The organism is Microbacterium sp. EB106-03-03-XG65, assembly GCF_058791955.1.
In genome coordinates this window covers 432,294-449,827 of sequence record NZ_JBYTEB010000001.1, presented here as the reverse complement: position 1 = coordinate 449,827, position 17,534 = coordinate 432,294, and the positions used below count along the sequence as shown (strand labels likewise).

At 66.8% G+C, this 17,534-nt stretch carries 14 protein-coding genes; 6 read left to right on the top strand and 8 right to left on the bottom strand.

Features of this window, described 5'->3' with window-relative positions; all coding sequences use genetic code 11:
* Positions 1–6: 6 nt before the first annotated feature.
* Both AC3WS6_RS02145 and AC3WS6_RS02140 read left to right on the top strand, forming a co-directional pair.
* Positions 7–342: a hypothetical protein gene (locus AC3WS6_RS02145; protein ID WP_042541545.1), complete on the top strand. Its 336-nt coding sequence runs from the start codon at positions 7–9 to the stop codon at positions 340–342.
* A 14-nt stretch (positions 343–356) separates the two neighbouring features.
* On the top strand, positions 357–878 hold the full coding sequence (locus AC3WS6_RS02140; protein WP_492499428.1) for a GrpB family protein: 522 nt from the start codon (positions 357–359) through the stop codon (positions 876–878).
* A gap of 88 nt (positions 879–966) precedes the next feature.
* Here AC3WS6_RS02140 and trxA read toward each other — a convergent pair whose 3' ends face one another.
* The 4 genes from trxA to AC3WS6_RS02120 form a co-directional block, all read right to left on the bottom strand.
* Positions 967–1,290: a thioredoxin gene (gene trxA, locus AC3WS6_RS02135; RefSeq protein WP_201470557.1), complete on the bottom strand. Its 324-nt coding sequence runs from the start codon at positions 1,288–1,290 to the stop codon at positions 967–969.
* Positions 1,291–1,356: 66 nt separating this feature from the next.
* Complete coding sequence (gene trxB / locus AC3WS6_RS02130; protein WP_492499427.1) at positions 1,357–2,331, bottom strand: thioredoxin-disulfide reductase; 975 nt, start codon at positions 2,329–2,331, stop codon at positions 1,357–1,359.
* A gap of 93 nt (positions 2,332–2,424) precedes the next feature.
* A complete protein-coding gene (gene murJ / locus AC3WS6_RS02125) occupies positions 2,425–4,044 on the bottom strand; it encodes a murein biosynthesis integral membrane protein MurJ (RefSeq protein WP_492499426.1) in 1,620 nt (539 codons plus the stop codon).
* Positions 4,037–6,184: a DUF6049 family protein gene (locus AC3WS6_RS02120; RefSeq protein ID WP_492499425.1), complete on the bottom strand. Its 2,148-nt coding sequence runs from the start codon at positions 6,182–6,184 to the stop codon at positions 4,037–4,039. The genes murJ and AC3WS6_RS02120 overlap by 8 nt, the downstream gene beginning before the upstream one ends.
* A gap of 98 nt (positions 6,185–6,282) precedes the next feature.
* Here AC3WS6_RS02120 and AC3WS6_RS02115 point away from each other — a divergent pair, with 98 nt between their 5' ends.
* Positions 6,283–7,824, top strand: a complete 1,542-nt coding sequence (locus AC3WS6_RS02115) for a class I SAM-dependent methyltransferase (RefSeq protein ID WP_492499424.1) — start codon at positions 6,283–6,285, stop codon at positions 7,822–7,824.
* Between the two features lie 29 nt (positions 7,825–7,853).
* Positions 7,854–8,909, top strand: coding sequence for an LLM class flavin-dependent oxidoreductase (locus AC3WS6_RS02110; protein ID WP_492499423.1), 1,056 nt, complete (start codon positions 7,854–7,856; stop codon positions 8,907–8,909).
* A 25-nt stretch (positions 8,910–8,934) separates the two neighbouring features.
* Here AC3WS6_RS02110 and AC3WS6_RS02105 read toward each other — a convergent pair whose 3' ends face one another.
* The 3 genes from AC3WS6_RS02105 to AC3WS6_RS02095 all read right to left on the bottom strand — a co-directional run bounded on the left by AC3WS6_RS02105 (position 8,935) and on the right by AC3WS6_RS02095 (position 12,366).
* Positions 8,935–9,954 (bottom strand): hypothetical protein, encoded by a 1,020-nt coding sequence (locus AC3WS6_RS02105; RefSeq protein ID WP_492499422.1) that lies wholly within the window; start codon positions 9,952–9,954, stop codon positions 8,935–8,937.
* Positions 9,955–9,983: 29 nt separating this feature from the next.
* Positions 9,984–11,135 (bottom strand): hypothetical protein, encoded by a 1,152-nt coding sequence (locus AC3WS6_RS02100; RefSeq protein WP_492499421.1) that lies wholly within the window; start codon positions 11,133–11,135, stop codon positions 9,984–9,986.
* Between the two features lie 220 nt (positions 11,136–11,355).
* The gene (locus AC3WS6_RS02095; RefSeq protein ID WP_492499420.1) at positions 11,356–12,366 is read right to left on the bottom strand and encodes a hypothetical protein; all 1,011 of its coding nucleotides are present in this window, start codon (positions 12,364–12,366) and stop codon (positions 11,356–11,358) included.
* Between the two features lie 151 nt (positions 12,367–12,517).
* On the opposite strand from AC3WS6_RS02095, the gene AC3WS6_RS02090 reads away from it, so the two are divergent.
* A complete protein-coding gene (locus AC3WS6_RS02090) occupies positions 12,518–13,513 on the top strand; it encodes a hypothetical protein (RefSeq protein WP_492499419.1) in 996 nt (331 codons plus the stop codon).
* 89 nt (positions 13,514–13,602) lie between these two features.
* The gene (locus tag AC3WS6_RS02085) at positions 13,603–15,585 is read left to right on the top strand and encodes an MSCRAMM family protein (protein ID WP_492499418.1); all 1,983 of its coding nucleotides are present in this window, start codon (positions 13,603–13,605) and stop codon (positions 15,583–15,585) included.
* A gap of 141 nt (positions 15,586–15,726) precedes the next feature.
* On the opposite strand, the gene AC3WS6_RS02080 is transcribed toward AC3WS6_RS02085, so the two are convergent.
* Complete coding sequence (locus AC3WS6_RS02080) at positions 15,727–17,469, bottom strand: alkaline phosphatase family protein (RefSeq protein ID WP_492499417.1); 1,743 nt, start codon at positions 17,467–17,469, stop codon at positions 15,727–15,729.
* Positions 17,470–17,534 lie beyond the last annotated feature (65 nt).

Here is a 17,534-nt window from a genome sequence, read left to right as displayed (position 1 = left end):
GGAAGCATGACCGAGTCCGTTCCACGCCGCGCCAGCCTCGAAGTGCTGCGAGCCGAAGCGTCGGACGAGCTCGCCGTGCTCATCCAGGAGCGTCTTCTCAGCGGAGAAGACCCGTGGGAGTTCATGGAGGAGCTGCCGAGCGTCGACGAGCTGGTCGTCTATCTGCTGCGAGCCGACAACATCACCGCGAATGACGGTGTGCGTCCGAACGCGGCGCGACACTACCGGGTGCTGCGTCAGATCGCGCTGGAGTATCCCGAGCTCACACCGGCCGTCTGGGGGCTTCTGGACGAGAAGCAGCGTCACAGGCGCTGGGACCCCTCCGTCGCAGACGCGTCCTGACGAAGGCCTCCCCGATGCTCGTCGACTACGACCCTTCGTGGCCGCGGGAGTACCGGAGCATCGCGGCACAGCTCCACGAAGCCGGAGACGCTGACTGGGTGATCGAGCACATCGGATCGACGGCGATCCCGGGCTTGGCGGCGAAACCGATCATCGACGTCGCCATCAGGATCAGCGACCTGGACGACTTCGACGATCACCGTGCCTCGCTGGAGGCGGCGGGGTGGATGCGCGGAAGTGCAGTGCGCACGCATCCGGTGATGATTCGCGAGGCTGGCGGCATCCGCACGGCGATCGCTCACTTCTTCACCGCGGCGGAATGGGATGCCGTGAACCAGCGGATCCTGAGGGACTGGCTGCGGGAGAATCCGGAAGACGCCGACCTCTACGCCCGTGCCAAACGCGCTGCGGTGGTCGCTGCCGCACACGGCTGTTCGGCGTACAACGCCGCGAAGACCGCAGTGATCCAGGAGATCGTCGATCGCGCGAGGGCGGCACGCGGGCTCCCGTCTGTCGCCGTGTCGGACAAAGCCTGAGCGGGAACGCAGTGGGGACCGCGGGTTCGGCGGTGGAATGCAGAAAGGGCCGCCACCCCGAGGGGTGACGGCCCTGAGAACTGCGTGATCAGCCGATGAACGCGGCGAGGTCCTTCTCGAGGGCCGGCTTCGGCTTCGCGCCGATGATGGTCGTCTTGACCTCACCGCCCTGGAACACCTTCATCGCGGGGATCGAGGTGATCTGGTACTGCATCGCCAGCTGCGGGTTCTCATCGACGTTCAGCTTGAGGATGGTGATCTTGTCGGGGTTGTCGGCCTGGATCTGGTCCAGCACCGGGGCGACCATACGACACGGTCCGCACCACTCGGCCCAGAAGTCCACGAGGACGGGACCTTCGGCCTGCAGAACGTCCTGCTCCCAGGTCGCCTGGCTCGTAGCCTTTGCACTCATCAGAGTTTCTCCTTGTTCGAGGTTCGCCTGCTATAACAGCGGACGGGTGGAATGTGTTCCCGGACGTCAGCCGACGATGATCTCGGCGGCCTCAGCGGCGGGGAACTCGACCGAGGCGTCATCGAAATCCGCGAGGAAGTGCTCGGCATCCAGCGCGGCGACCGTTCCGGAGGCGGCAGCCGTGATGGCCTGACGGTAGGTGGGGTCGATCACGTCTCCGGCCGCGAAGACGCCGGGCTGAGAGGTCTTCGACGAGCGGCCGTCGACCCAGATCGTTCCCTCGGCCGTCAGGTCGAGCTTCTCGTGGACCAGGTGCGTGCGCGGGTCGTTGCCGATGGCGATGAACAGACCGTCGAGGGACAGATCGCTCAGGGTGCCGTCGACCGTGTTGCGCAGCTGCACGCCGGTCACCGCGTCGCCACCGAGGATCTCAGCGACCTCGCTGTTCCACACGAACTCGATCTTCTCGTTCGCGAACGCACGCTCCTGCATGATCTTCGAGGCCCGCAGGGTGTCCTTGCGGTGGATGACGTAGACCTTGTCGGCGAAGCGCGTGAGGAACGTCGCCTCTTCCATCGCCGAGTCACCGCCACCGACGACGGCGATCGTCTTCTCGCGGAAGAAGAAGCCGTCGCATGTGGCACACCACGAGACGCCGTATCCCGAGAGGCGCTCTTCGCCCTCGATGCCGAGCTTGCGGTACGCGGAACCCGTCGCGTAGATCAGGGCGCGCGTCTCGTGCACTGCACCGCTGCCGAGCGTGACCGTCTTGACGGGTCCGGCCAGGTCGAGCTCGGTGACGTCGTCGTAGACGACCTCGGTGCCGAACTTCTCGGCCTGCTCCTGGAACTTCGCCATGAGCTCGGGACCCTGGATGCCCTCGGGGAAGCCCGGGTAGTTCTCGACCTCGGTGGTGTTCATCAGCTCTCCGCCGACCTCGACCGAGCTCGCGATGAGCAGCGGCTTGAGGTTCGCGCGCGCCGCGTAGATGGCGGCGGTGAATCCGGCGGGGCCGGAGCCGATGATGATGACCTGACGCATGTGCTCTCCGTGATCGGGGTGACGCCGAGAATCCCTGCGGCGTTCGAGTGCTTCAACCAATGGTAACCGTGGGGAATTCCCGCACCAGGGTCGTCACCGACCGGGCAGGAATCTGCGCAGCATCGAGCCCGCAGCCTTGAGCTCCGGAGCTCGCAGCAGGGCGAGGATCGCGACATACACGATCACCACGGCGACGCCGATGATGCAGGTTCCGACGGCACCCTGGATCTTGTCGGCCGTCGTCCACCCGTCCGCACCCCCCAGCAGCACGAAGACACCCCAGCCGGCGAATCCGGCGGGGACGGCGGCGAGGGCGAAGCGCAGCACGGCGGACATCCACGTGCCGATCTTCAACCCGCCGACCTTGCGGTGCAGCAACCAGACAGCGACGACGGTCTGGATGGTGCTGGCGATCGATTGACCGAGCGCGATCGTGGCCGCGAGCGAGGTGATCGCGATGACATCGGCGGCGAGCAGCCACTGAGCGACGAGGGCGCTGATCACGACGAGCACACTCTGGAAGAGCGTGAACCAGAACGGGGTGCGAGTGTCGCCGTAGGCATAGAAGGTGCGCTGCACGATGAACAGGATCGTCAGCGGCACCAGACAGACCAGGAAGCAGACCAGCACGAGGGCGGCCTCGACCGCGTCGGACGCGGAGTTCGTGAACACGCGCGACGCGGGGATCGCCGCGGCCGCGACCGCAGCGACGGCGGCCGCGATGAAGAACAGCAGCGTGCGGATGCTCTGCGCGATGTCGGAGCGGACCTCGGCGTCGCGACCGGCGGCCGCGTGCTCGCTGATCTGTGTGAAGTACGGGGTGCCGATCGACAGCACGATGACCGAGTAGGGCAGCATGAAGATCAGCCACGCGTACTGGAACGTCGCGACAGAAGCGCCGACCTCGGACGCCGCGGTCAGGATCTGCGTCTGCACGAGTCCCGCGATGAGGCTCGCCAACGCCATGAGGAAGGTCCATCCGGCGAGCTTGCCGACGTTGCCGAGACCCACTCCTCGCCACCGGAAGTCCGGTCGCAGGGCGAGTCCGGTGCGACGCCAGAAGAGAAGCAGGATCGCCGCCTGGATCACGATCCCGAGAGTCGCCGTGCCCGCCAGCGCTGCGATCATCTCGGGAGTCCAGTCGGACACCCGTGTGAGCGGGCCGCCGAAGAGAGCGCCGACGATCAGGAAGCCGATGATCGAGACGATGTTGTTGACCACGGGCGCCCACGTGAAGGGACCGAAGATGCGGCGGGCGTTCAACGATTCGCCGAGCAGGGCGTAGAGGCCGTAGAAGAGGATCTGCGGCATGCACCAGTAGGCGAACGCCGTGGCGAGGGCGAGGAACTCCGGAGACCCCTCGGAGCCCGCATACAGACTCACCAGCCAGGGCGAGGCGACGGTCGCCGCACCCGTGATGACCACGAGGACGACCGTGCCGAGGGTGAAGAGCTTGGAGATGAATGCGTTGCCGCCGTCGGCGTCGGCTGCGGCCTTGATGATCTGAGGGATGATGACCGCGGTCAGCACACCGACCGAGATCAGCGAGAAGACGTTGTTGGGCAGCTGGTTCGCGATCGCGAACGCGTCGGCCGCGCCCGCTCCGACCGAGCCGATCACGCCGACGAGGACGATGGTACGCAGCAGCCCCGTGACGCGGGAGATGAGCGTTCCGGCACCGATGAGTGCGCTGGCGCGCCCGAGACTACTCATGCGACTCCTTGCGCGGGGTGGCGGGTGCCTCGGCATCCGTCTCGGGCTCGGCGTCGGCGTCGGAGGCCGCGGCGGCCTCACGTCGCTTGCGGGTCACGGTGCGGATGATGCCGAGGCCGAGCAGCAGCACGATGAGGCCGCCGAACACGGCGAGGCCGATCGTCTCCCACTCGGCGCGCACCGCGACGCGCACGGTCTCGGGCTGGCTGATCGGCACGCCGGTGGGGCTGGAGAGCTCGAGGCGCAGACTCACTTCGCCGCTGCCCACGCGGGCCGACACGGGCACCTTGACGCGCGCCGTGGTGCCCGCCTGAACGACCCAGGGGGTGACCGGCTCGACATCGAGACGGGCATCGCTCGGATACACCGAGAGAACGATGTTGACGGGCCACGGCAGGTCGTTCCGCACTGAGAACGGCAGATCCGCGTTCGCGGAGAGGAGCTGGATGGTGCTCGCGGGTGGGATGTCGACCGCGTCGAGGGTGTCTTGCGTCGCCCCGTGCACGGCGGCGACGCCCTTGGCGAAGGCGTTGTCGCTGAGACCCACCCCGGTCGCCCGCATGATCTGGATGCGCTTCGGGCTCAGCAGCAGCTGAGGGTCGTCGAGGATCGTGGCGAACTGAGTGAGAGCGGGCTCGCTGTCGAGCATGGTGCGCAGCGAGGCGGCACGCGACTCGTCGGCCGTGCTCGTCAGGGTCGTCGGCGCGGCGGGTGTCGCCTCGAGGGCACCGAGACCGAAGCCGGGCGAGTCGACGGCGGTGATGCTCTCGGCGAGCCCCTCGTCGGATCGGTTCTCGTCACGGTCGAGCGCGACGAGCAGCGGAGCGAACCCATTGGAGTGGCCAGCCATGTAGAGGTGTGCGTTCGCTTCGGCGAGTGAACGCTGCCGTGCGGCCTGATCTGCTTCGGCGGCGGCGTCGGAGAGAGCCTCTGACACGGCGGCAGCGGTGACCAGGATGCTGTGACCGTCGACCGAGGCCCGCGCTCCCACATCGGTGGCGAGTGACGTCGAGGAGAGGACGGTCGTGGACTCTCCGTCGAGGTAGGTCGAGAAGGTCGCGAGGTTGTCGGTCGAGACGTCGCTGCGCGGCCAGAGGATGCCAGGAGCCGCCTTGTCGATCGTGGTCAGCTCTTCGTCGGTCGGCAGCACCGGTCCGTCGGAGGGCGCAGGACTCGGACTCGCCGTGTCGTCCGGGGTCACCGCAGGATCGGGCGAGCCCGAGACCGGGGGAGCGGCGGTGAAGTTGCTCGCGGTGAGGAACGGTGACAGCGTCGTCGGCTCGAGGAGCTCCGGCATGCCGGCCTGCGCCTGTGCCTGTGCATCCGCATCGCCGAACTGCAGGGCGAACCGCTCGTTGGGAAGCTCCTCGAGCTGCTGGAGCCAGTCGCGTGCACTCTCGGGCGCAGACGAGCCGAGACCCCTGATGGCTGCCGGGATCGACGGATCGATCGCGAGGATCGCGGAGGTGCCTGAGACGCCTTCGAGCACCGCGGTGAGGTCGCCGTCGTCAGACGTGAGGGCCGTGAGCTCCTCGGTCGTGAGCAGGGCGCCGCCCGCGGGAGTGGCGGTGATGGGCACCAGGACCGCCACGGGCGAGGCGGCGACGTCGGTGACGATGAGCACGGAGGTCGAGGTGACAGCATCCGCACCCTCGCTCTGCGCACCCGTGAGACTCGCGCGCAGCGGATACACGCCGGGAGCCAGATCGGCGAGGGCTTCGGGCGGGACGAAAAGGCTCGCGGTCACGGTGCCGTCGGGATCCACCGGCGACGTGGTGTCGGCGCCGATCTCATCGAACGAGCCTGCGGCCGTCTCATCGGAGAGCCACGAGTCGACAGCGGCGTCATCCGTGAGAGGCGTGCGGCTGACCTCGAGCACGACCCGACCCGATGACAGCCGCGCCGTCGAATCGTTCTGCACCGTCAGGGCGGCGGTGGTCGCACTGCCGGGGGCGACGGTGCCGTGCACTCCCGCCGAGACATGGAGTTCGACGGTGCCCTCGTCGTCGGGGTCAGTGGCCGCGGAGGCGCTGGTCGCGGCGACGCCGCACGAGGCGAGAGCGATCGCGAGGACGACGGAACCGCGTGCCAGGCGATGCAGGCGCGCGCGGAGGCCGTTGTCGTGGGTGGTCGCGGTCATGGAAGTCTTCCTCGAACGCCGGATGTGCAGGCTGCTCGTGAGTGCTGACCTTGTGATTCTAGGCGTGCGGCCGCGAGAGAACGCTGAAGGCGCGTAGAGTGACGGCCGTGTCCGACACCCCCGCACCCCGACCCGACCCGATCCTCAGCGCGGCGCTCGCCGCCGATCTCGATGCGGCGGACCTCCGCTCCGAACCGCTCCGGCGACTCTGGGGCGACGAGGCGGACGATGCCCTCGCTCGAGGCATGCGCGAGCCGATCCTGCGTGCGGTCGCCGATGATCACGGTGTGCTGGCGACCCTCGGTCGGCTGCTGGTCATCGGAATGCCGCAGCCGGCCGACCTCGTCGCTGCCTCGCTGCCGCGACTCGGAGTGCCGGGCCTCGTGGCCCTGGGTCTCGCTCGGCTCCATGGCGACTCTGTGGTGCCGGTGGCTCTGCTGCGCCCGCAGTCGTTCGTCGATGCCGAGGGGATCGGCGAATGGTGGATCGCGAGCGACCTCGACGAGGTGGCGCTCGAGGGCGCTCTACCCGCCGATCACGTGCTCGGCGTCGGTGGCGCCTCGCGCACCCTGGCCGAGATCATCATGCCGGTCGAGGTCGGGCGGGCTCTCGACCTCGGCACCGGATGCGGAATCCAGGCGTTGCTCGTCGCGCGGCACGCGGGCACCGTCGTCGCGACCGACATCTCGGCGCGCGCTCTCGCCTACGCGGAGCTCAACGCGCAGCTCAACGGAGTCTCGAACATCGACTTCCGCCTGGGCAGCATGTTCGAGCCGGTCGCCGGCGAGGCGTTCGATCTGATCGTGTCGAATCCGCCTTTCGTGATCACCCCACGCGTCGACGGGGTGCCCGAATACGAGTACCGAGACGGTGGGCTCGTCGGTGATGCCCTCGTCGAGCAGTTCTTGCGTGACGTCCCCGAGTTCCTCGCACCCGGGGGAGCTGCCCAGCTGCTCGGAAACTGGGAGTCGCGCGGTGGGCAGGCGGCGCTCGAGGGGCGGGCCGGCCTCGATCGACTCTCGTCGTGGGTGCCCGCCGACCTCGACCTGTGGGTCGTGCAGCGCGAGGAGCTGTCGCCTCTCGGTTATGCAGAGCTCTGGATCCGTGACGGCGGCACCACGCCGCGAGACGCCGCTTTCACGCCGCTGCTCACCGCCTGGCTCGACGATTTCGACGCCCGAGGCGTCACCGCGGTCGGATTCGGATACATCCTGGTGCGGCGTCCGCCGCAGGAGACAGCCGGGTCGGCCCCCCTTCGCCGGATCGAACGGCTGACCCAGCCCGTGTCGAACGTCGGCGCGGCGCTGCGCGCAGGCCTGTCGGCGCACGACGTTCTCGCTCATGGCCTGCCTGGCACGCTCATCACGGCGGCCGATATCACCGAAGCCAGACATCTTCTGCCCGGCAACGACGACCCGAGCATCATCGAGTTGCGCCAGGGCGGTGGCTTCGCCCGCACGATCACGGTCGATCCAGCGCTCGCCGCCTTCGTGGGTGCGTGCGACGGCGAGCTGACCGTGATGCAGATCGCTGCGGCTCTCGCCGACCTGTTCGAGGTCCCTTTCGCAGACCTGTGGGGGAGCCTCGAACCGCGCATTCGCCAGCTCATCGTGGACGGACTGCTCGCGCCGGCGGAATAGCCGACGGCATCCATGCGTTCGAATACACCATGAAGGCTTTCGGATTCCTCTCTTTCGGTCACTATGCCGACGTCAACGGATCGGCGACCCGCACCGCCGGCGACATGCTGAAGCAGACCATCGAGATCGCTGAAGGGGCCGACGAGATCGGCGTCAACGGCGCATACGTGCGCGTGCATCACTGGGCCCGCCAGGCAGCCTCGCCGATGCCACTGCTCTCGGCCATGGCTGCACGCACGAAGCGCATCGAGGTCGGCACGGGTGTGATCGACATGCGATACGAGAACCCGTTCCAGTTCGCGGAGGAGGCAGCGGCCCTCGATCTGATCGCCGACGGACGCATCGCGCTCGGTGTGAGCCGCGGGTCACCCGAGACGGCGCTGCGCGGATACGAGACCTTCGGCTTCCACGACGAGGAGGATCCTGAGCGCGGCGGCGTGATCGCGAGGGAGAAGTTCGATCTCTTCCTGCGCGCGATCGACGGCGAGGGCATCGCCCCGGGCGACCCCAGGATGGTGGGCGCCGGACGCTACCTCGCCATCGAGCCGCAGTCGCCGACCCTGCGCGACCACGTCTGGTGGGGTTCCGGGTCACGATCGACCGCCGAGGAGACCGGACGCAAGGGACTCAACATGATGAGTTCCACTCTGCTCACCGAGGCGACGGGCGTTCCCTTCCACCAGTTGCAGCGTGAGCAGATCGACCTCTACCGAGCGGCCTACAAGGATGCCGGGCACACCGGCACGCCCCGGGTGTCGGTCAGCCGTAGCGTCTTCCCACTCGTCTCCGACATGGACCGCGCCTACTTCGGTCTGCGGAGCGAAGAGAACGGAGACCAGATCGGCATCATCGACGGCTTCCGCTCGACCTTCGGCAAGACGTACGCCGCCGAACCCGATGTGCTCGTCAGGCAACTTCTCGACGACGAAGCCGTCATGGCTGCGGACACCCTCATGCTGACGATTCCGAACCAATTGGGACCCGAGTACAACCTGCACGTTCTGGAGTCGTTCGCGAAGTACGTGGCGCCGGAACTGGGCTGGAAGCCGAACACGGAGGGACCGGTGCAGGGCGACCCCGTGTGAGTGGGCACTGCTCCCTCGCGGGCAGTCACGGGAGCCGGATCAGACGGTCGGCTGCGCGCGCTACCGGGTGGGTGGGATCGGGGGCAGAGAGGGTAGCCAACCAACTCAGGAAATCCGTGATGGATCGGGCAGGAACGGCACCGGGCCAGTGGACATCGATGAGTTGGCCCTGTCCTCGGTCCGATGGCATGAATACGACGATGGGCACGACTGCGATCTCCGGGAAATGGTTTCGGATTGCCTGTGCAGCATCTCTCATGTTGGGTGACAGCGGTACGGGTTCTCCGACGAGATCTCCTGTGGCGATGTCCTCGACATAGAGCAGGCGATCACCGCTGCGATAGCGGACCGCCCCCGACGTGTACAGCTTGAGATCTATGAGTAACAGACCGACTGCGGTCGGGATGACGCAGTCGATGTCTGCGGCGTAGCGAGCGATCTTCAGCTCTTCTGCATCCATGACGCGCATCGACCAGATCGTCTGGAACCTGTCGAGAAGCCCGAAGAGCGCAAGAGCCTTGGCGAAGTTCTCTTCCCCTTTCACTCCGGCTCTGACTTGCTGATCGCCGAGTCCCTTCGCAGAGCGGAGGCCCTCACCCGGCACACCGACCATGAAAGGCCCGCGTGGAACGGGGAGAGCCCGCAGCGTGCGCGGCTCATACCCGGTGACGGTGCCCTCGGCACTTGCGCGTTCGATCACCTCGCGGGTGTCGAGGATCTCGAGCCATGCTCGGGTCTCGGAACTCACGAGCGCGTCGGCGACGACGTGGCCACCCGACGATGCGCTGCTCATGTCGCGCGCTCGGGCGAAGAGACCGCGCCCCGTCGGAGAAGCCGGAATGATGACGGAAGTACGTCTGAAGATTCCTCGGAGCAGAGGCCATGCGATGACTGTCCTGTTCAGCCCGAACACCAGCGAAGCCGCCGCCCCGAGGGAGATCGCCGCTATGACTCCGACGTTGAGATCCATGCGCGTGAGGAACGAGATCAGCAGGAGTCGCCAGAGGAACATCCAGCTGAGCTTGGCGAACTGCAGGAGAAGCATGGGAGCGATTCCGATCGACGGGCGGGGAGTCAATACTTGAAGCGGGAGATGATCTGCTCCGCCGCTGTGGAATCCACCAGCCGGAACTGCTCCGCCAGAGCATCCAGAGCGAGGATGTGAGCCGTCTCGGGCGTCATGGGCTGCATCTCGTGGAGGTCGCGCAGGAACCTCCACCCGTCGGACATCGAGTCGAGCCTGTCGATCTCATAATCGGAGAGGAGCGAGCCGATCTGTTCGATGCTCGCCGAACGCCGCTTGGTCTCTATCACTCGGACCAGTTCTTCTGCCTGCAGTTCGACCTCGGTGACGCCGGTGTCGCTCAGGGGATCGGATCGCAACCAGGAGACCGACCCCCGGCCGGTCAGGGCCTTGGCGATGTAGGCGTCGAGACGTTTCTGCTGCGGAAGGGTGGACGCCGACAGGCGCGATCGAGTGAAGTCGCGGTAGGCATCGAAGATCGCTCGGCGTTCAGCGGCGCTCCGCACGTCCTCCGGGCGGCGCGCCGAGCTCCTCCTCTGTCGGTCGCGTTCGTCACGGTGCGAAGCGAGCGCCTCGTCGCGAAAGGAGAACCACCCTTCTTGCGCTACTCCGAATCGCGCCTCGATCCGCCGGCTGGTCGTGGCGGCGGCGTCGTGATAGAGCCTGTCTCGATGCTGCGTGCGCACGTCGAGCAGGCGGATGTAGTTCTGTCCCGCCTCGATCTCGCGTTCGTGAAGAGCACGCCGCCGGTCTGCCTCCATCGTGCTGAAGAGAGCCGCGAAGATCTCTGCGAAGGCCACGCGCAGCTCCGCCAGCTGGTCGGCATCGAGATCGGCTTTGGGCAGGGGCGAGTCACGGTGTCTCCGATCGAAGAGGGAGCTCGGATCGCGCACGATCGGGTTCTTGAGTCTCTGCTCGGTCGAAAGCTCGATTGCTCTAGTGCGGGCGCTCTCGCGCAGCCGATCGAGCTCCTCCTCGGTGGGACAGGGATTCGAGCGTCCGATGAGCTTGACGAGCGGGAACACCAGCAGAGTCCGCCCCAGAACGAAGACCAGCAGGGCCGAACCCAGAACCGGAACTCCTAGGATCAGAGCGCCGTAGCCGTTCCAGCTGGGAGCCATCGTGAAGAGAAGCGCGCTGAGGAGAAGGGTGCGCCAACCGAGCATGAGAGCGACCTTGACGAATCGGAGCACCCTGGTCATCGAGACATCCGAGCTACCCCGCACCGCTCGGCAGCATGAATGAGGCTCCACGGATCCACCGGCTCGGTCCTCTCGTCATCTCACCGAGAAGGCAGTCTTCCTTCTCCTCCGCCACGGTAGGTGGCGGAGATCACCAGGAAGTCGAGATCGGCGGTTTTCGAACAGTTCGGAACAGCCGATCGCACGAGCGAGGGTCAGATCCCCCGAATGATCGTCCGGATCACAGCGCGGAGCCCATGGAGGCCGTGGCGGGTTGTGCGCTGGCGCGGAGGGCCGCGAGCTTCTCAACGAGGGGCATGTGCCGGACGGGAACTCCTGACGTGCGATGGAGCAGGGTCAACACGATCAGAGCTAGGAATCCCGTGAGCAGCTTGTCGGTCGCCGATGTCACGATGTTCGCGGAGAAGACCGAGGCGATGAAGGGGAGATGCATCGCCTCGAGAGCCAGCATCGAGCGTTCGGATGCGTGTCCTGCGCCTCCGTGGAAGAACATCGCGACGAGAGGCGCGGCCACGATCGAGCATGCGAGCGCGGTGAGAAGGTTCAGTGATGTGAACCGCCCCAGAGTCGTGCCCATCTGGAACCGGCGGAGGCCGTAGCCCCAGACGAGGGCACCGACGACATTGACCGCCATGAAATCGACCGTGTGCACATCTCCCGTCACGAAACCGAGGCCGCTCGACGACGCTGCCACAGCCACGCCGTACCACGGGCCGAAAGCGAATGCGGCGATCGCGGTGCCGATCATGTCGAGATACAGAGACAGGTCGAAGAGAGCTGTCGCAGACAACCCCACCAGGTTGACGATCACGCACGCGAACAGGATGCCGATCATGAGCGGCACGCGAAGACGGCTGGCGGCGGGGGATGGCGGCATGGACGAATCAGACAGTTCAGGACGCGGACGGGGCGCTGCTCCTCGGCGCGCATCCCTGTAGCGTTGCACCCACGCTTCAGCGACATCGCTGTCACCTTCCAACGCCATCACGATGTCGCGCAGCAGGTCGGGGTCCATACGAGAGCGGGCTGTGCGGAAGGCGTTGTATACCGTCGAACGCGCGGGCATGGCGGCCGCGGCGCGCACGCCGCGCTCCACGCGGAGCTCCGTGATGCGACGCACCAGTTCTGCGTAAGAGACAGGCCCGGCTTTCTCCCGCAGATCCTGCAGATCGAGAGCGATTCGATCCAGAGAGTCGGGCAGCTCTGCAGCTGCGGATCCGTTCTGATCCAACGCGTCCCCCTCCTGTGACGATAGGCATGCCGCTGTCGCGGGCCGAAGCTCAGGGTATCGAACGTCCTGCCCCTGTTCAGATCTGTGCGGAAACAGCGAACCCGCGAGCTTGTGAGGCGCAGTCTCCTCGATTGCGCAGCATTCTCGAACCATGTTCAACTCGCCGATCTACACGACCGAGCCGATGGTCACTCGGGCACTTGCCGCTGAGATCCGTCATCACCACGCCGATCTCGTGCGCCTGCTTCTGGACCGCAGTGGTACGCGAAGTTTCGGGGAACTGGTCGGTATCTCGTGCGAAGCCAGCGAGAACATCGACGTGCAGCTCGAGTTCGACGACGGCGTCGGTGGAACCCGAGTGGTGGGGATCGAAGCCAAGTTCGACCATGAGATCACGCCCGAGCAGGTGCGGCGTGAGGCCGCGGTGATGGATCACCTCTTCGTGCTGGTGGCCGACCTCGACAGCGTGCCGGGGTGGCTCGCATCGGAGTTCCCATCCGTGGATGTCATCTCCTGGACGGAGACATTGCGCTGCTTCCCCGACTCTCGCATCGGTCCTCAGGACATCGCCTCGATCCGCCTGCTGAAAGTCGCCGTCGAGGCGCGGCTCAACTCGTTGCGGTTTGACGGGTTGGAGGGATGGAGCATCCGGACGGCCCGCGGAGGCAGCGGGATGCCCTCGCTCATCTTCGAATCGCCGATGCTGGCAGATGCACGTACGATCCGCGGACAACTCGAGGTCGCAGGCCGTCGTATGCCGGATCGCACTGAAGACGTGCGGTTCACAACTCACTTCGGGATATCGGTTCCGGAGGATGAAGAGAACTATTTCGACCCGGAATCGACGGACGCGGTGCCCGGGTGGATAGAGCACTTGCGAACCCTGCACCGAGCGGTGCTCAGCGGCGAGGAGTCGAAGTACCGGATCAGCACGCGCGTGCCCGGTGTCAGCGGGCGCGAACTGGGCAGATGGAAGACGGCCCTCGCGCTGAAGCACCTGGGTGCAGCCGTGCACCTGGCCAAGGGGTACACCGACGGGTGGGCCATCGGGCCGAAGACCACCGCGGTGCCGATCGGCGAGCTGGACGAGCTTGCGGCGATCACGGCGGAGGTCTTCAGGAGCTGGTTCGAGGCCGAGACCGAGTAAGCACCGCGCTTCGAGAGGACCACACCTCGGCGACGTGCTTTCGGCAACCCACCCTCGCCTCCAACGCAGTATGCCGATACTCTGACCGCGTGCGTGTGCAGAGAACCGGAGTTCTGACAGCAGTCATCGTGTTCGCAGTGTTGGTGGGTGCCATACCCGCGGCGGCGGCCACAACGACGGCATGGGCGAGCTGGCAGCCGTTCACAGGCGGCGCCGGCGCCTACTCCGGGAGTGTGCAGATCGCCGCGAACCCGGCCATCACGGCATCCGTATCGAGCGATTCGCGCGCAGGCGGTGTCGGTGTGATCTCGGGTGCCAGCACCTGGCTCGCGGAGGGAACCCCGGTCGGCGCCAAGTACGGCAGCAGTCGTGACCAGCCGTACGTCAACCTGCGTCCCAAAGCCGATAACGCCACGAGCCCGTCGACGACCACCTACTCGTTCGACACGCCGACACCGACAGCGGGATGGACCTTCGTGCTCGGCGACATCGACGCGGATGCCGTGCGCATCGAGGCCATCGGTCCGAACGGGGAGGCCCTGACCGCTGAGCAGATCGGATTCCGTGGCGGGTTCAACTACTGCGCTCCCGGAATCGTCGGAAAGCCCTCGTGCACGGGAAACGCGGGCGACTTCCCGGGGTGGGACCCCAGCACCTTGACCCTTACCGGCAACGCGGGAGCACTGGACACGAGCGGATCCGCCGCATGGTTCGAGCCTGCGGCGCCGATCAGCAGCCTCTCTTTCGTCTTCATCCGGCGGGGCGGCTTCCCGGTGTACCAGACGTGGTTCGCGTCGATCGCGCGAGACATCACCGGATCGGTCGTCGATCAGACCGCGGGCCCGCTCGAGGGGGTGGAGTTGACCCTGGTCGACGCGAACGGCATCGTCGTCGGGACGACCACGACCGCAGCCGATGGCTCGTACGGATTCCCGGGCTTCGTGGCCAGTGCTGGATACACGGTGCGAGTGACCACTCCCGACGGCAAGGCGGCGGTGGGTGCCGCCGAGATCGAGGTCGATCTCTCGGAGGCAGACGGTGTCGCCGACTTCACCGTGCGCGACATCGTCGCGGCTGAAGTGTCCGGCCGAGTCGTCGACGACGAGGGCCTGCCCGTTCCGGGTGTGGTGGTCGAGATCGCCGGAGTGGGCGAGACGACCACAGACGAAGACGGCGCGTACGGGTTCGACGAGGTGCCGGCGGGCGAGCGCACGGTCGTCGTCACGCCGCCGCCCGGCTTCTCGATCGACCTCCCGGTGGCACCGGTGGTGGTGCCTGAGAACAGCGAGGAGCCGATCGTCGTCCCCGACTTCGTGCTCATCGAGAACCCGACCCTGACCGGGTCGGTGCAGACCGGTGGTCAAGGACTCCCCGGGGTGATCGTGACGGCCGAGAATCCTGACGTTCCTCCCGTCACCGCCGTGACCGACGCCGACGGTGTCTACACGTTCCCGCGCATCCCGACGGGCGAGTACACGATCTCGATCACCGTTCCTGAGGGATACATCGCGACAGGCCCGACATCGGTCGTGCAGAACGTCACGGGCGATGTCGAGGCAGACATCGACTTCGCGCTCGCTCGGCCCGGCGCGATCGACGGCACCGTCGAGACCGATGGCGGCGCACCGGTCGGCGGGGTCGGCATCGCGATCGACGGTCCGGACGGATCCCTGCTGCTCACGACGGATGCCGAAGGCAACTACGGCCTCGGTGGACTGCCTCCGGGCACCTACACGATCACGATCACCGTGCCGTCAGGAAGCGTGGTCGTGGGTTCATCCGCGCGCACCGTGGTGATCACGGCTGCCGGTGAGGCGTTCATCGATCAAGACTTCACGTTGGCTGCAGAGTCGGTGGCGACTCCGACACCGACGGTCCCTCCGACCGACCCGTCGGCCGGCCCCGCGACTCCTCCGGGTGCCGGGAACGGAGCGTTGCCGGCGACGGGTCTCGGCCCCGAGACCGTCATCTGGGGCGCGATCGGTGCCGGCGTGCTGGTTCTCGGAGCGGGACTGTTCGCCTTCTCGCGCCGCCGCACGAACCGCGGAACCGGGGAGTCGGAACGCGAGTGATCGTGCGCCCCGTCAGCGGGGGTGGATGACGCGGAACCCCTCGCACATCACGGGCATGTCCCGGGCGAAGCCGCGGGGGTTCTCGATCACGGTGAGTGACCGACTGCTTTCCTCGACCTCTGACAGCCCCGGTGATCAGCCTCATCCGGGCGGGCCGAACAGCTCCTCGCCGTGCTCGTGCAGCAGGCGGTAGGCGTCGGCGAAGGTCTGCGGTTCGGGTTCGCCGGGCTTTCCGTACTTGGCGATCAGCAGACCGAGCAATCCGCGGGCGGGCGGGGTCAGCGGCTTCATCTCGGCGGGGTCGCCGGGCTTCGGCTCGGCGCTCTCGGGGTTCGGGGGCGTGTACGCCGGGGTGGTGACCGGCCAATCGGCGGGATGCCGCGGCTGATCGAGGTTGACGGCGGTGAACAGCGTGTTGGCCGACTGATCGCGGTCGTTGAGCGGCTTCAGGCCGTGCAGGCGCGACAGCGTCGCGGTCACCGATCCGTGGTGCATCTCGTCGTGCACGATCGTGCCGCGCTTCGTGTACGCCGAGACCGCGATCGCCGGCACGCGGCAGCCGAGACGGTCGAAGGTGAAACCCATCTCTCCCGCCTCGGTGCCTTTCGTGGGTTTCGTCGCCGCGGGCGGCGGCACGTGGTCGTAGCATCCGCCGTGTTCGTCGAAAGTGATGAGCAGCAGGGTGTTGACCGCATTCGACCCCTTCGGCGATGCGCTCGTGCGCACCGCTTCATAGATGTCGTGGATGAGCCGGTCGCCGGCACGGACGTCGGAGATCGCGCTGTCGTAGACCGCTTCACCGTCGACCTCGCTCTCACGCGGTGATCCGAACGGCGGGTGGAAATCGTTGTGGTCGTACACCATGCGCGGCTCGATGAACGCGTAGGCCGGGAGGGTGCCGTTCGCGGCGTCGGAGTAGAAGTCCTCCATCGTGCCGAAGTGCTCGGTGCGCCAGTACTTCTCGAGCACGGCTGCATGCAGCATCCCGGTGAATGACACCAGCTGGAGCTTGTCGATATAGACCTTCCAGGTGACCTTCTCGTCTTCCAGCCGGTTGAACACCGTCGGGGCTGCGGGAGCGTCGAGCCACTTGCGGTACCCGCCACCCGCCTGATTCGTGACGAAGCCGTGCGACGTGGACGCGTGGAAGAACGACCGATTGCAGAAGGTCTGCGAGGGAACACCGGCGTACCAGTGGTCGAACACCGCGAATTCCGAGGCGAGCGTCGACAGCACGGGCAGCATCTCGGGCGAGAACGAGCCCATGATGTGCGCGGCTTCTTCGGGCTTCGGCTCGACGCCCTTGCGGAGGCGGCGGAAGTTGATGATGTAGTCGTCGAGGAACCCTGACATCGTGGCCTTCTCGCCGTGCGTCGGGGCGTTGAAGGGTGCGGTCATCTGATCGACGAACAGGTCGGCGTTGTCCTTGGGGTCGACCGTGCCGAAGATCTGCGTGTTGACGTGCGGGTACTCTTCGCCGGGATCCGGGTCGGGCAGGCTCATGATGCGGTCGGTGTCGCCCGTGTAGACGTGGGCGTCGACGACCGTGCCGTCGGATGCGGTGTTGCTGTGCGTGCCGAACGCGAGACCCTCGAACTTCTCGCCCGCAGGCAGTGTCGCTTTCGAGTACAGATACCCGAGCAGGTTGTCGAATGAGCGGTTCTCGCCCATCACCACGACGAGGTGGTCGAAGCCGGGCTCGCTGCGTGGAGTCAGCGCGGCGAACGGATCGGGTTCGGAGGCGAAGCCGCTTCTCTGATTCGCGATGCTCGCACCGATCGCCGCCCCACCGGCGCCACCGACCACGGCACCTGCGAGGGCTGCCCCACCCATCTTCAGGAACCCCCTGCGGTCGGTTCTCGGGGAGGACGTGTCGTCGGTCATGGAGCCGATCCTAGGACCGGCACGCCCGAGGCGGCACCCCCGGCCAGCCGAGGATCACGCTCACC